The 12,822-nt window shown below is 65.2% G+C and carries 10 protein-coding genes and 1 pseudogene; 7 read left to right on the top strand and 4 right to left on the bottom strand.

The genetic code is table 11. The features are described from left to right. From FXF65_RS17925 to FXF65_RS44695, 5 genes are all read left to right on the top strand, one after another. The coding region (locus FXF65_RS17925) for a TRM11 family SAM-dependent methyltransferase (protein ID WP_148351081.1) at positions 1-828 on the top strand (828 nt) is incomplete at its 5' end. Positions 829-1,207: 379 nt separating this feature from the next. Then, a complete protein-coding gene (locus FXF65_RS43800) occupies positions 1,208-1,360 on the top strand; it encodes a hypothetical protein (RefSeq protein ID WP_187412362.1) in 153 nt (50 codons plus the stop codon). Beyond that, positions 1,351-4,026, top strand: a complete 2,676-nt coding sequence (locus FXF65_RS45895; RefSeq protein ID WP_222868620.1) for a DUF2637 domain-containing protein — start codon at positions 1,351-1,353, stop codon at positions 4,024-4,026. The genes FXF65_RS43800 and FXF65_RS45895 overlap by 10 nt, the downstream gene beginning before the upstream one ends. Positions 4,027-4,571: 545 nt before the next feature. Next, complete coding sequence (locus FXF65_RS46260) at positions 4,572-4,910, top strand: hypothetical protein (RefSeq protein WP_378234437.1); 339 nt, start codon at positions 4,572-4,574, stop codon at positions 4,908-4,910. Further along, positions 4,825-5,163 carry an ankyrin repeat domain-containing protein gene (locus FXF65_RS44695; RefSeq protein WP_222868629.1) on the top strand — a complete coding sequence of 113 codons (339 nt, stop codon included), beginning with the start codon at positions 4,825-4,827 and terminating at the stop codon, positions 5,161-5,163. Before FXF65_RS46260 ends, FXF65_RS44695 begins: the two co-directional genes overlap by 86 nt. Before the next feature lie 242 nt (positions 5,164-5,405). Here the strand turns inward: FXF65_RS44695 and merB are convergent. Then, positions 5,406-5,801 (bottom strand): annotated as a pseudogene (gene merB, locus FXF65_RS46255) (organomercurial lyase); the annotation flags it as partial. Between the two features lie 302 nt (positions 5,802-6,103). On the opposite strand from merB, the gene FXF65_RS17900 reads away from it, so the two are divergent. Together FXF65_RS17900 and FXF65_RS17895 are read left to right on the top strand one after the other, a co-directional pair. Beyond that, positions 6,104-6,397 (top strand): DUF6247 family protein, encoded by a 294-nt coding sequence (locus FXF65_RS17900; protein ID WP_148351080.1) that lies wholly within the window; start codon positions 6,104-6,106, stop codon positions 6,395-6,397. A gap of 24 nt (positions 6,398-6,421) precedes the next feature. Beyond that, positions 6,422-6,679: a hypothetical protein gene (locus FXF65_RS17895; RefSeq protein ID WP_148351079.1), complete on the top strand. Its 258-nt coding sequence runs from the start codon at positions 6,422-6,424 to the stop codon at positions 6,677-6,679. On the opposite strand, the gene FXF65_RS17890 is transcribed toward FXF65_RS17895, so the two are convergent. The 3 genes from FXF65_RS17890 to FXF65_RS17880 form a co-directional block, all read right to left on the bottom strand. Beyond that, positions 6,676-7,422, bottom strand: coding sequence for an endonuclease domain-containing protein (locus tag FXF65_RS17890; RefSeq protein WP_187412361.1), 747 nt, complete (start codon positions 7,420-7,422; stop codon positions 6,676-6,678). The genes FXF65_RS17895 and FXF65_RS17890 overlap by 4 nt on opposite strands. A gap of 1,095 nt (positions 7,423-8,517) precedes the next feature. Next, the gene (locus FXF65_RS17885; protein WP_148351077.1) at positions 8,518-9,102 is read right to left on the bottom strand and encodes a hypothetical protein; all 585 of its coding nucleotides are present in this window, start codon (positions 9,100-9,102) and stop codon (positions 8,518-8,520) included. A gap of 473 nt (positions 9,103-9,575) precedes the next feature. Then, entirely contained in the window at positions 9,576-12,701 is a 3,126-nt protein-coding gene (locus tag FXF65_RS17880) for a hypothetical protein (RefSeq protein WP_148351076.1), read from the bottom strand. Between the last annotated feature and the right edge of the window lie 121 nt (positions 12,702-12,822).

Genomic DNA, 12,822 nt, shown 5'->3' with positions numbered 1-12,822 from the left:
CACGAGGTCTCCGGGACACTGGTCTTCTTGGTCGAAGAACCATCTACCGGAGACCTCGCTGCTTATCGGTCAGCGACACACCGGCAACCGACCGCACCAGCACCCCTTTTGAAACACGCCCTAGGCGTCGATCCGATGTGCGGGATCGGCACGACCCTGGTCGAAGCGATTCACCTCGGCCGAAACGCCGTCGGCGTGGAGTACGAACCAGACTTCGTCCACCTCACGCTGGGCAACCTGCGGCACGCCCACGCGCAGGGAGCGAGCGGGCGATACCAGGTTGCCTGCGGTGACGCCCGCAACATCGCCACCATCTACCGGGACCTGCACGGCGAGGCCGCGCTGGTCCTTACCTCGCCGCCGTACGGGGCGCGCACTCACGGGCACATACGGTCCGGACGCGACAACGGCGGCGGCAAGGTCACCAAACACCATCACCGGTACTCCACCGACCGGAGCAACCTTGCCCACCAGCCCCTGCCCGGCCTCTTGGACGGCTTTGGTCGCATTCTGGTCGGCAGTGCCACCCTGCTGCAGCCCGGCGGTGTCATCGGCGTCACTGTCCGCCCCATCCGGGTCAAAGGTGAGCTGATCGACCTGCCTGGCCAGGTCATTCGCACCGCGCAGTGTCATGGCCTGAACCTCACCGGCCGTTACGCCGCCTTGCTAGCCGGCCTGCGCGACGGGGGGCTTGTTAACCGGGCCTCCTTCTTCCAGATGCTCGAAACGCGCCGCGCCCGTGATCGCGGCATTCCAGCCTGCGCCAGCGCTCACGAGGATCTCCTGCTCTTCCAGTCCGTTGCCGACCTGGTGGAGGAAGGCCGATGAGCCGACAGCCGCATAGCTCTCAGCCACTGCGCCACCGCGTTCTTGAAATCCTGACCATCCTCCAACTCGGTATGTGTGGACGATGCGGACGCGCGGGCTACGACAGCCGCCGCCAGGCACGCCGAGCCGCCCGGATCGGCGCACCCGGCATCCGACTGCGCGTGTACCGGTGCGGCGACGCCTGGCACCTGACAACTCCGCCCGGAAGGCCGCAGTTCATCGCTCCGCCCGTCACCGTCTCGGCTGAACATCCGAGATTCAGCCTTGACCTGCGGATAAGAGGCGAGCGTCGATACCCCGACCGCCGCATGCGCGGCGACGGCGACCGCGTTCCGGGGGTCGAGCGGCGAGTGGTCTTCAAGTCGCCCAGGGGACGGCGGTGACCGAGACCGGCGGGCAACTGCGCCTGGTTGCGCCGGACGAGCCACCACGGCTCACGCCCGGCGCAGCCAGGGCGCTGCTGGAAATCCTGCTCAAGGCGGCCAAGAACTCCTCCATGCCGGAGAAGAAGAAGGAGAGGCGATGGCAGTGATCAGGTTCGCGTTCTACGGGCGGGTGTCGACGGAGGACAAGCAGGATCCGGCGGCATCGAAGGCGTGGCAGTTGCGCCGTGCGCAAGGGCTGATCGAAAGCTGCGGCGGACGCATCGTGGCCGAGTTCTTTGACGTCGACAGATCCAGATCGATCCCGTGGGTACGGCGTCCCCGGGCCAGCGACCTGTTGAAGGCGCTGAGGGATCCGCGCCGGGGCTTCGAGGCGGTGGTGGTGGGCGAACCGCACCGCGCCTTCTACGGTGGACAGTACGGCCTGACCTTCCCGGTGTTCGACCATTACGGTGTGCCGTTGTGGGTTCCCGAAGTCGGCGGCCCGGTCGACCCGGAGAACGAAGCCCACGACATGATCATGTCGGTATTCGGTGGACTGTCCAAAGGCGAACGCAACCGAATCAGAACCCGGGTCCGCAGCAGCATGGCCGCCATCGCCGCGACCGAGGGCCGCTATCTGGGAGGACGGCCTCCCTACGGCTACACCCTCGTGGACGCCGGACCTCATCCGCATCCGGGGAAGGCGGCCGACGGGAAACGCCTGTACAGGCTCGCGATCGACCCCGAGGCGGCGCCCGTCGTGCAGAGGATCTACCGCGAGTTCCTCGGCCACAACGGATCGATCGAGAAAGGGCTGTTCGCCATCGCCGAGGGACTCACCCGCGACGACATCCCGTGCCCGTCCGCGCACGATCGGGCGCGGAATCCGCACCGGGAAGGGCTGGCCTGGTCCAAGGTATCGGTCAGAGCGATACTGACCAACCCCAGATACACCGGCTATCAGGTCTGGAATCGACAGCGCAAGGACGAAGTGCTCTTCGACGTCAACGACGTCTCCCTCGGCCACATCACCAAGCTCCGCTGGAACGACCGGGACCAATGGGTGTTCTCCAAGGAACCCGTCCACCCCGCCATCATCGGCAAGGAGATCTTCGACCAGATCGAAGGCAAGCTCGTCGGACGCCGATGCCAGCGAGGAGGCACCAAGGCACGCGAGAAGACCAAACACCACTACGCACTGCGCGGCGTCATCTACTGCGGACTGTGCGACCGCAAAATGCAGGCCCACACCTACAAGGACTACGTCTACTTCCGTTGCCGGTACCCGCAGGAGTATGCGCTGGCCAACAAGGTTAGCCATCCCCGCAACATCTTCGTCCGCGAACACCGGGTCACCGCGCTCGTGGACGGTTGGCTCGCCAAGGTCCTGGCTCCGCACCGCATCAAGCAGACCATCACCGACCTCCACCAGGCCCAAGCACAGCCGACCGCCTCCGACACGACCAGGGCCCGCGCGAAGATCGCGGCCTGCGACGCCAAGCTGGGCCGCCACCGGGCCGCGCTGGAAGCAGGAGCCGACCCGGCCACCATCACCAAGTGGATCGCTGAGACCAACGCTGAACGGGCCGCCGCCGAGGCGCGGTTGCAGGCGACTGAAGACGAGCAGCCGCACATCATGACGCCCGACGACATAGAAGAGCTCATCACGGCTCTCGGTGGGCTGGTGAACATCCTGGCCGATGCCAAGCCCGAGGACCGGCAGGAGGTCTACCGGCGGCTCGGGATGCGGCTCACCTATCGTCCGGAAAAACAAGAAATCCGAGCCGAGGTGAACCTCGACCCGGACCGGATCGTAACTCCAGAACGTTACTTTGGGGTAACCAGTGGTGTCCGAGGTCGAACACGAACCTTCTGCCTATATCGTCCTTCCCCTGGGCGAGGTACCCCTAAACACCGCAGCCCTGGTCGACGAAGCAGAGGACTGATCGCCGTGGCCAGGGCAGAGCTTTCCCTCGCAGACCGGGTGATCCGGTGGGCCTCCACGGCCAGCGTCCTTGTGTTGGCCGGCATCGCTGCAGTGATCAGCTATAAGCACATGTACTACTTGGTGCTGCGGTACGGAGAAACGTCCTGGACGGCGGCACTGTTGCCGGTGAGTGTGGACGGGATGATCGCGGTGGCCTCGATGTCGCTGCTGGTCGACTCCCGGCAAGGCCGCCGCAGCGGACTGTTGCCGTGGGCGCTGCTGGTGCTTGGCAGCGCCGCCAGCCTGGCCGCCAACGTTGCCGTCGCCGAGCCATCGGTGGTCGGCCGTCTCATAGCCGCCTGGCCTAGCTGCGCCCTGATCGGCGCCTATGAACTGCTGATGCGGCAAATCAGGCACACCTCCGTCAGGAAAATAGAGAGCGATAACGCTGAGATCGGCGTTACCTCCGAAGCGACACATATGACCTCTGAGAACGCTCGTAGAATCTCTGTGGCGACACATGGCCCTTCTGAGAAGACTCTCAGGGGACCACGGCCCGCTCCGGCGACCTCTGAGGAGACTCTGAGGAGTCCACCCTCCCGGCCCGCGACCTCGGAGAAGGCTCCTACCGATCAGATCTTGGACCTCAGACACTCTTCAGCGCGGCTCCAACAACGTGACGCGGTCGATGGCGCGGGGTCACAGCGATCCTCATCTCATTTGGACGGGACTGGCGATGCGGACATCCAGCGGCGGGCGTGGCGGTGGGCGGTGGCTCACCGTACGCCTGCGGGTGATCTACCGCCGGGGAAGGCGATCGGCAGCCAGTTCGGGCGTAGCGAGCGCTGGGGACGGCTCGTCAAGCAAGCTGGCCGTACGGGACGCCTCGACGCCGTCGCCTCGTAGTGAGCCGCATATATCAGGGGTAGTGCCCACGCGGGGAGCCGCGAAGAGCCGTTTGTCCGCAGGAGCGCCGGCCAGCATGGCCGTGTGCGAAGGCAAAAATGGCTGGGGATGGCTGCCCGTCCGTTTGTCACATGCCTCGTGTTCTACTGCTTGAGCAACTACTGCTTTGTGGTGATCTCGGCGGACCGTGAGGTCAGCCTGTCCGGGGTCCTTCATCTCTTTGCCGGTCGCCATGCCGTCCATGCCGCTTGGCCCCGGTACGGCCCATGCCGCTCACTACGGGCGGCCGAGACTCCTCAGCCTCAACTGCTTGATCTCCGGGCCTGTGCCTTTGGACGTCTGCGGCGAAGCGTTGCGCGGGGCTTTGACCGTGCGGTGATGATGGGGGATGGGAACTGCGCGTCCTACCTGGATCCTGGCGATCCGGTCGCGGTGGCCGTAACGGAGGCGATCCGGGAGGGCGACGTTGACGGTCTGCTGGTGCTCTTGGCCGAGCATCCTGGCTTAGCGGCTGTGCGGCTGTGCGGCTGGGGATCTCGGCGGGGATGTCGCGGACGCTGCTGCACGTGGCCACTGACTGGCCGGGGCACTATCCGAACGGTCCGCAGAGCCCCGGCGTGCTGGTGGCCGCGGGCACGCCGGTCAACGGTCGCTTCGCCGGGCCGCACAGCGAAACGGCGCTGCATTGGGCTGCCAGCAGTGACGACGTCCCGGTGCTGGACGCGCTCTTGGACGCGGGCGCCGACAACGAGGCGGACGGGGCGGTGATCGGAGGGCGGGACGCCGCTGGCCGATGCGGTGGCGTTCCGGAACTGGAACGCCGCCCGCCGCCTGGTGGAACGCGGTGCCACCGCGACACTGTGGCAGGCCGCCGCGCTCGGTGACCTGACCCGGGTCCGTGAGCTCGCCGAGACCGAGCCTGCGCCCGGACCGGGCGAGGTCACGAACGCGCTGTGGCACGCCTGCCACGGCGGGCAGCGTCCGGTCGTCGCGTACCTGCTGGAGTCGGGTGCGAACATCAACTGGGTCGGCCACGAGGGCCTGACCCCTCTGGAGGCCGCGCGGCGCGGCGCCGCCGATGAGCTGGCGGACTGGCTGAGCGCCCGGGGTGCCGTGTCGGCGGACCGCCGGGGCTGACCGCTCCCGGGCCGGGACGGGCGGCTAGCCTGCGGCCGGGCCGTCGAGCTCAAATGGAGCATCGCGTGCCGGACGCTGGTGAACTCCGCGGCGACCGGGACGACCTCGCCGTTGGGGTGGGTGGTCGCCATTCGCCAGCGACCTCGTGGTCGCCTTGGAAGTTGCCCAGGTTGCCACAGCTGTCGTACGTCGGCCACGGCCACGCTGGGTCGCATCCGGGACACCACGGCCGTAGGCGGGGCGGGGGAGGTGATGCCGTCGGCGGTCAGCTCGATGCGGATGGGCCGTCCGGTGGCCGCGCAGGTCGAGGTCACCACGCCGACGTGGCCGAGCACCCTGGGGAAGTCGAGTGTGTCGCTGGCGCAGCCGAAGACGGTGCGGTCGTCGAAGGTGAAGGTGTGCGGCGTTGGCGCCAGAATGAGCCCGAATCCGGCGGTCCGGTCGTCGCCGCCCCAGTCGGTGCCGGGCTGGCGGGTGAAACTCCTCGCGGACCTGGCGTTCTTCCCCTGCGCCGGCTGGTGCGTGCGTGCTAGGAGCGGTGCGCGCCGCTGATCGGGTACGTGCCGCCGTCGATTGCGGTGCAGCAGACCCTGCTGTGAACCCGGGTCCGGGGATCCGGTAGGTGGCGCATTAGCCACTCCCTAGAAAGGAGTCTTTTAAGGACTCTGGTAAGGGAACTCTTGCAGGAGGAGGCATGAGTGATTCCTTGTGTCCGCCCATTAGAAGGAGGCCTCAAGGAGCCGCTTAAAGCATTCCCTGAAAGAGGTGTTCTAAGGGGCTTTGAATGGATTATTTATTAAGTTCATTAGGGAATTCATTTGGGTGAGTCTTTAACTGGGCCTTCTAAGTATTCCGTCTTGGGTACTTCCTGAGGGGCCCTAGGTCTAAGATGTGGGTGCGGTTAACATCACCCGCCACGTACCGGACCGAGGCAGGACCCATGAGCGCGTACCCCGTGCACCAGGACCCGGACCCCCGGGATCCGCAGGTCATCCATGACTGGCTCCCTGCCGCCGAACGCCCAGAGTTCCTCCGCGAGTACCGGGATGCACTCGAAGCCGCCAGTGAGGACATTGCCAAGTACAAGGATCTTCAAGACGTCCTCACCCACTGGCTCGTCATTGCCGATGCGCTCAACGATCCGCGCTACCGCGAGGCGCTTGAGCGAGCGCGGACCGCGGAAACGCCTGGCATCTCTTTGGATGAGGTTGCAGCAATGCGCCGCGACGGCTGACCTTTTTCCCGTACTGTTTCCCGGGTGGGTTACGAGGTCGAGTTCTGGGACGCAGAGACCGCGCAGCAGACAATCCCGCTCTCGACTGAGGACTATGAGTCGCTGAACACAGCGCTCCGGGCTGCTGCCCGAGATCCTTTTGACCCTGCTCACAGCAAGGGGACGCCGGACGTACACGTACGGCGGGTCAGATTCGGTGTGCATGTGCGGGGCGCGGCGTCGGTGTTCGTGGATCCGCAGGCGAAGAAGCTGCGGGTGTTCGATGTCCGGTGGAAGGGCTAAGCGACTGAGGTCCGGAACCACGGAGGCTTGACGTACCAGGGATCGCCCTTCACTCCCTCGGCGTCACGGAACAGCCACAGGGCGTTGGCGTAGAACCCCTCCTGCCGGTCCGGCTCGGCGAGGTCTAGGAACTGCATCCCGCCGTTGCAATCGGCACATAGCCAGCCGCGCATCTTCCGGCGCCGATGGTCGTGATCCAAACCCACAGGTCGTTTCTGTGCCGGATACTCCTTCGTTGCCGACCGCCCGCACACTTGGCACGCGTCGCCCGCAACCACGCGGAAGGCGGCCACCTCCAAGGCCGTGACCTGGACCCCGTCACTGCGGAGACGGGCTGCAGTCCGCTTGTCGTAGTCGGAGGCCACGGTGTTGGGGGTTACCTCGAACGGTGTCGGGTTGTCGCGGTAGGCCTTGAGTTGTTCGAGCCGCCGCGCCGACCCGTACCGGGTTCCTCTCGCGACGCGCATGAGTTCGCGCCGACATCCCCCTACGCCTCTGCCGGAGGGTTCCTCGACGAGGCATATCGCGCCGAGCCAGTGGGTCTCGTCCGCGTGGCAGAACAACTTCGCTGTCCTGATCGTCGGTATCCCGTAGCGTTCGCCGCTATCGTGCCCCTTGCTTTCACCGCAGATCACGCACACCCACGAGCCGACCTGCTCCACCTGCTCGGCGGTGGGCGAGTTCCGGCGTTTCGTGTGGAGCTTCGATCCGCCGAGGAAGTCGATGGCTCTCTTGTGGCTCATGCAGGCTGAGCAGAGGTTGTGGGTGCCGATGCGGTCCCATGGGTCGCGGCGGCATCCGCCTGGGCAAGGTCGGTCGGGCATGCATCCGCAGACGCGGCAAGGCTGCAGGTTGGTGGCACGGATTCGGCGGTGCATAGGGGAACCGTAACGGCGGGCACCGACGGTTTCGTTCGCCCCGGCCGAGGGCCAGGGCTCAACTCATCCCGGTGCGGGCGGAATACTCAGCAAGGACGGCCGCACCCAGACACCCGCGTCAACCAAGCCACGAGATCGCCCGACTCCAGGCGTCGAGACGGCAGGATCGCGTCAGCCAATTTCGATCTTGACTGAACCCAGATCCCTAGCCGCACGTTTTCGCAGGTCAGGAAGCCTCAAGCGTGGGGTATTGATCCAATCATAAAGGTATTGATCCAATCCCAACGAGACCTGAACCTGCCACTACACTTGAGCCCGTGAGCGCGTAGCCCGTTCACGGAGGAGCCTGATCCGGGGGATCCGTAGGTCCTCCACAACTGGCTCCCCAAGTAGGTGTGCACGAGGTTCCTTGCCGAGTACCACCGGCTGTGGACGGCGCCCACGATTTCGCCGGTATAGGGAGCTCCTGAAGACCTGGAGCATCCTGGCTGTCGCCTACGCCAAGCCCGACTTTCATCAGCGTTACGAAGAAGTCCGCGATGGCGTTGGCCAGTACGTCCCATGGATGAGGTCTTCTCCCGCCGCACCAGGTGAACCCCTACGAGGCGGTTTTCCAGCCAAAGGTCACGACGAGGTTCGTGGGCTTCCCTCACGACCGAGCAAAGCGCTGTTCGACACTTTGGTCGCAATCTGCTGAGCTCCATGGAGCTAGGCCGAAGAGGACCCTGCCGAGGGCGACCGTTCGTTCCGCCCCGCCTTGTTTGACGACGGCGACGGCATCCTCCACGTTCGAGTCGACGAACAGACCCGCACCATCACCGTCCACGGCGTCACCTGGATCGTCTGACTACCCGCGACGCTCAGTCTCGCCCGGGTCCTTCTCCTTCTTCTCCGTCTGTGGTTGCGGTGGGTCAGGCAGCTTCGGAGGCGGATCCTGTTGCGGCTGCGAAGAGTTACCCATCAAAGACTCTCCAATGTGGTCGTGACGACGACGCCAAGGATAAGAAGCAGAGCCGTCAGGTTCAGCCATACGCCTCGAAGGAACCAGCGTCCGCGGACGTCGGCGTCGTCGCACAAAGACTGAATGGGGCTCGTCTCTTCGGTCGCGCCGTGTAGCAGTTTTTCCACCAGATTGCGCTGCAGGCCAGCGGCCTCCCATGCGTCTGTACCGCCTCCGCCGTGCTCAGCACGATGGAGATACTCCCGCCACAACTCCCGAACCTCACGAACGTTGACGCTCTTACTGCTCCTCGCCCACAGGGCACCAGCTGAAGAGACCGCGCTGCCGGCCAACATCGTGATCGCCGCAGCGCCCAGGGCAAGTGCGGTGGTCCGGTAGTGACCATGCAGGTCGAGAACCGTCTTGAGGCTCGGCGTCAGCAGCGCGACGATCACGCCCGTGAACGCCAGGACACCGAGCGCCTTGCGCTCGAAAGCGTCTGCGCGCCGCCAGTGATAGTCCAGGAGCCTCCGTGCCTCAGCGAGGAAAACCGCGACCTCCTGCTCCTGAGGAGGTGGCGGGTCCCTGCGGGGAAAGATCCTCATGCGACCAGCCAAGCAGGTGGACTGGCCTAAAGTCTCGCCCCGGGCTGCAGCTCGGCGGCCGCAAGGGGGTTGTCGCAGCCCAGGCTCGCCCGCAGCGCGGCCTCGGGAACCTCTCCTCGGCGCCGTAGGCGGCGGCACCGGCGCTGGAGTTGCCGCGTCCCTCACCGTCGTGCGGGGTGTCACCGGCCAGTGCCAGGCGCACGAGCCCGGAGTAGTGCTTCACGATGGGTTCGGTGCTGCAGTCGCGCGTGCCGTTGGTGGTGTTCGGGTCGGACATTAGCGGCCTCCCTCGGGTGGGGAGGTGGCGCGCGGCAACGGTGGGCAGTCCCATGACTAGGCCTGCGGCGGTGGGATGCACTCCACGCAGGCGTCGTTGATCCGGTAGAAGCGGGCGGCGCTGCGCTGGTCGGCGAGCGCACTGTCTGATAAGGCATCCTGTGTCAGGCGGGATCGCCAACCTCGCCAAACGAATTCTACGCGGATTCGCTGGCCTGGCGACGCTGATGGTTGCCGTTGCACGGCATGTCGAGGAACGGAAGCAAGTTTCCGTTCTCGTCGATGCAGCCGAGTAGGTCACGGTGCGGGATGTCATCGACGGCGTACTGGTATCGGCGGGTTAGCAGGTCCCGCATCGTGTTCTCACCGGGTGCCTTCGGCCGTCCGCGTAGGTTCCAGCGGCGGGCTACCGCGACCGTCTGAGCAAAGGCGTGCATGTCGATGCGATCATCTGCAAACTCGGACAACGGCATTTTCGGAGATGCTGCTGTTTCTGGTTCGCGAGCAAGCTCGACCGCCTGCCGGGGGTCCCTGACACCTGGTTGTATTCCTGCCTGCTGCATGCGCCAATTCATTGCGACGTTTACCAGCGTGACCAGAATCTGCCAGTCGAGCCACCCCTCCTTTCGTAGCCTCACGATGGTCGCGCGGCCGTCTCGATCGGACAGGAGCCGCGGGAGGGTGTACCGCAGGGCGTCGTTCGCGACCTCATACCGTTCGCGGATGGCCTGGAGCGATTCGTCATGGTTGTAGCCCGGACCGAGGACTGTTGAGGGTGAGAGATGCTCACATTCGACAGGGTGGAAGGAGCCGGACGACGGTGGCCTGCTGGCGTTGGCGCACCGAGCGTAGTGTTCCTCATGCAGCAGCGCGGCCGTCTCCCCGTAAGGTCGGCCAATCGACACCTTGTGGATGAGGCCACCCTTGAAGAGCAGCTCCAGCAGTTCTTGAAGGTCGCCGGGTGGGCGAACGTGGACAGCGTGCAGGAGCTGGCAGCACATGGAGAGAATCGTCCTGTCCCGCGCTTCGGGCTCGGTCAGCGAGTTCGAGAGGATGACGCGGGCCACGATCTCGGGCCGTGAGTCGTCGATGTCGATCCGGTCGCATTCTCGGCTCGCATCGGGTTTCACGTCCACGTTGACGCGGACGGTGCCGCTAATCAGGACCGGGTTCATCAGCGCGATGTCGACCAAGAGGACCTGCAGCGCGGCGACGAACCCCTCAGCCGTCAGCACCGTATCCCGGTTGTTGTCGAACTCGAACATCCAGCGGACGCCGAGAGCCTGGAAGTCGATAACTCTTCTGCGGCCGATATCACCAAGGAGCGGGCCGGCGAGCTGGTCGGCGGCCCGAGCCTGGAACTCGTGTTCTGTCAGGCCGAATCGGGAGCCGTCGTGCTCGATCACCTCGATCAGTTGCTCGTGCCACTTCGTCGCGCTGTGGGCTGCTTCAATGAGCGGCTCAAGCTCGGGCCAGAATGTGCGGATACCGGCCAGTTCCAAGGTGGCGTTGGTCTCGTGTACCGCGAGCTCGGAGTACTTGTCGTAGTCGAACGGGTCGGTCAGCAGCTGGGCTCGGGCAAGGAGCGCGACTTCGGTCAATGCGGCCGCATCAATCCAGGTGCCGGCCTGCTGGGCATACTTGGCTGTCTCCAGTAGCGCCTTTGGCACGTGCCGATTCACATCGGTGTCATCGCTCATCAGGCCCAAGGTCGCAGCGGTGCAGGCGTACATCTTCGCCGCGTACGTCAGCCCGAGCTCGGCGTACAACGAACCTAGGTATCGCATCGTGAGGACGGCGCCGTAGATGGTGTCGCCGTTGAACCATTTCACCTTTGCGTTGTGGAGCTCGGCGAGAGCTTTGAGTGGCTGACCGGCCCGCACGAACGCCATCCCGCGGTCGCGGGATCGCTCCGCGATCGCGGCGTCACCCTGCACTTCGGCTAGCGCGGTATCGAGACCGTCACGAACCTTCTCGTAGTTCGGGTACTGGGACGCGACGGTCGCGAACATCGTGAACATGCGTGCAAGTTGGCTGGAGGAGTACGCGCGGGCCCGTGGCAGCAGGTCCACCAACTGCTCCAGATACGTCATTGCAGAGTCGAGGTCGAACAGGTGCAATCTCAGCAGTGCGGTGGTGTCGACCTCGAACTCGTCCAGTCGCACGCCGGCTCCTGGAGCGACATCGGCTGGTTGCGGCTTGCCTTCGGTCGTCTCGATGCGCTCCCAGTCCGGCATCAAGCAGGCGAACGCGAGCGTCCCGGTCAAGGTCGCCGAGCGCACCGGATGAGTAGTCGAATCGGTCGCTCCAAGCAGGTCGACGAGGTGGCCTCGCAACCGCGCCATCGCGGCGCCGATCTCGGAGGCTTCTGCCTTCGCGACACCGGTCATCCACATCGACCCCCAGTACCAGCCGAGCGTTACGGCGTCGTCGACGATGTTCGGCTGGCTGCTGGTGCACGCATAGTCCACAGCTCGACGGACCAGGTCTTCGACGCCTGCCGCGACTCCCATGCCCCGGAACCGTGCAACAGCCATCTCGTAGCAGGCCCGGAAAACCAGTTCAGTGTCAGCACCGCCTTTGGAATCGGCCAGGAACGCTCCCATGAAGTGCAACCATTCCGGCAAGTCAGCGTTCGCGTGCTCGTCCCACGTCGCATGCCGAAGTCCGTGGGTGACTTCTCCCTGCACTGCTGGCGTCAGGGCGACTGGTCCGTTGTTCTGCCGCAAGGCCTCGATGAGATCGGTGTACCACTGCGGCGCCGGTTCGCCCTCAGGCGGCGGAACCAAGTGTGAGGGAAGCTCCAGATAGTGCCTTGCGACCCACACCAGATCCTGCTGGGCCAGGAACGTCGCGATGTCGCCACCGCAGAAGACGTCTAGTATCACCCGGTACGACTCCCGCGCGACCCGCTGGAGGTCGTGGGTGATGCCCTCGGATATGGAGTGCACGCTGAAGTACGCTACGTGCTCCACCGGAGCGGCACCTTCGGCACAGATGCCCGCAAGGTCGTCGAGAACCTTCTGTCTCAGGCCTCCGCTCTGGACAGTGCAGGCCACCACCACGGGCAAGGTCGAGGCCGCAGCCACGAAGCCCGCCGCGTGCGGCAACTCATGCGGGAGCCGGGTCGTGAACGACTCTGCGTCTCGCTGCTGATCCCCGCCCGAACTGACCGGCCCCGTCGCAATCATGATGTTCGAACTGATGCGCTTCTGAGCAACCCGAGTCGCGATCTCCTCGAACCGATGATGCTCGTTCCGCGACGACATCTCGACCAGGCGAAACCGGATGAAGGCCTCTGCCTCCGGGATGTGCTCAGTCACAGGTCCATTCCCCATCGACAACCTCACCCTGTTGACGCACGGCCGCCACCCTCATCCTGGACGAAGCCGTCTCCAACTTCGATGCTGAAAGCGGAGCCGACGTCCAGGACGCCATGTGCAC

It is taken from the genome of Actinomadura syzygii (genome assembly GCF_008085905.1).
GTDB lineage: Bacteria > Actinomycetota > Actinomycetes > Streptosporangiales > Streptosporangiaceae > Spirillospora > Spirillospora syzygii.
Note: the sequence above shows the minus strand (reverse complement) of the source record. Positions and strands in the feature narration are given on the sequence as shown.